The sequence below is a fragment of the Collinsella sp. AM33-4BH genome (assembly GCF_003469205.1).
Taxonomy (GTDB): Bacteria; Actinomycetota; Coriobacteriia; order Coriobacteriales; family Coriobacteriaceae; genus Collinsella.
Window position 1 is genome coordinate 1 of the sequence record NZ_QSIN01000029.1, and the last position, 1,328, is coordinate 1,328.

The window sequence follows — 1,328 nt, forward strand, 5'->3', positions numbered from 1 at the left end:
CCCTTCCTTCTCTCGTCGATACTCGTGCTCGGCGCCACAAGGCCTGCGACCCTGGCGGCGAAGGCGCCCGTGCCCAAATTCCGGCGCCTTATCCAGATCGTGTTTTCGATAATCGCCGCGGGGACCGCGATGCTCCTCGCCGGCCTTGCACCCGGGGGCATTTACGCCTTGGCCCTAAACGGCTCCGGGCAAATTGGGTACCCGATCGCCTTCTTCCATGACGGCGCGCTTACCACCACGACCGCGGGAAACGTCTTCACGACCCTGCTTCTCGCGCTGCTTGCGGGCGGAACCTTGATATCCGTTTGCTCCGCCGTCCTATCGACCGCAACGAGGCGCGTCCTCGCGGGCCCCCTTACCTCAGCGCTGCTTGTCGCGGCCCCGGCATTCCCGTTGCTGTCCGATTCGGCACTAGGGCATAATGCCGTGCTCGGGCTCCTGCCGCTGGCCGTGTTCTCGCCTATCGAGGCAACGGGCTACGTAGGATGCTTCCCGACAGAATTCATTGGCTCCGGTTCGGGCAGCGCATCGATGCTTGCCGTGGCCCTGGCATACGTCGCGGTCCTTTTTGCGGTCGGCGCCGTTGCGACACGTTCCCCCAAACAGCCTGGCCCCGCGAAAAAGCGCCATGGGCTCGAGCTTCTGGACGCGAGCGTGGGATACGGAAGCACGACGATACTTTCAATCGGGTCGCTTTTCCTGAGCCCGGGAACGGCGGCGGGCCTCGTTGCTCCCAACGGCTCGGGGAAAACCACCCTTCTTGAAGCGCTGTCGGGCCAATTTCCCACCCGCATCCGCTCGGGAAGCCTGGCGGCAGACGGAATCTGCCAACGTCGATCAGCCGAATTTGCAGAACTCGTCTACCTGAGCTCTTCGGGCGGCGCGGATCTCTATCCCACGCTATCGGCCATCGAGCACCTTGCTTTCGTTAGGGAGGCGTGGAAATCGGCCGCCGACATCGACTCGCTCTGCGACTCCCTCGGAATCTCCCCATATCTCGACAAGCCGACCCGTAAACTCTCGACGGGAATGAAGCAGCAGGTAAAGCTTGCCATGGCGATAGCGACCGATTGCCCGTACCTCATCCTCGATGAACCGCTGAACGGCCTCGATCCGGGAAAGCGGAAAACCTCCTGCGACGCGATGCGCAGCGAGGTGGCGCGGGGACGCAGCGTGCTCATTTCAAGCCATCTACTCGACGACCTGGCAGACCTCACCAACTCGTTCTACTTCATCGAGGCCGGCACGCTCGTGGAAAAGATCAAGTCGTCCTCGCAGACGCTCAAGCAGGAATACCTCGATACATACGAGGGAGGTGAATGACATGA

At 62.1% G+C, this 1,328-nt stretch carries 1 protein-coding gene; it reads left to right on the top strand.

Going from position 1 to position 1,328, the window contains the following annotated elements; genetic code table 11:
• A partial coding sequence (locus DW821_RS10070) for an ABC transporter ATP-binding protein (RefSeq protein WP_147487049.1) occupies nt 1–1,323 on the top strand: 1,323 nt, incomplete at its 5' end.
• Nucleotides 1,324–1,328: the final 5 nt, after the last annotated feature.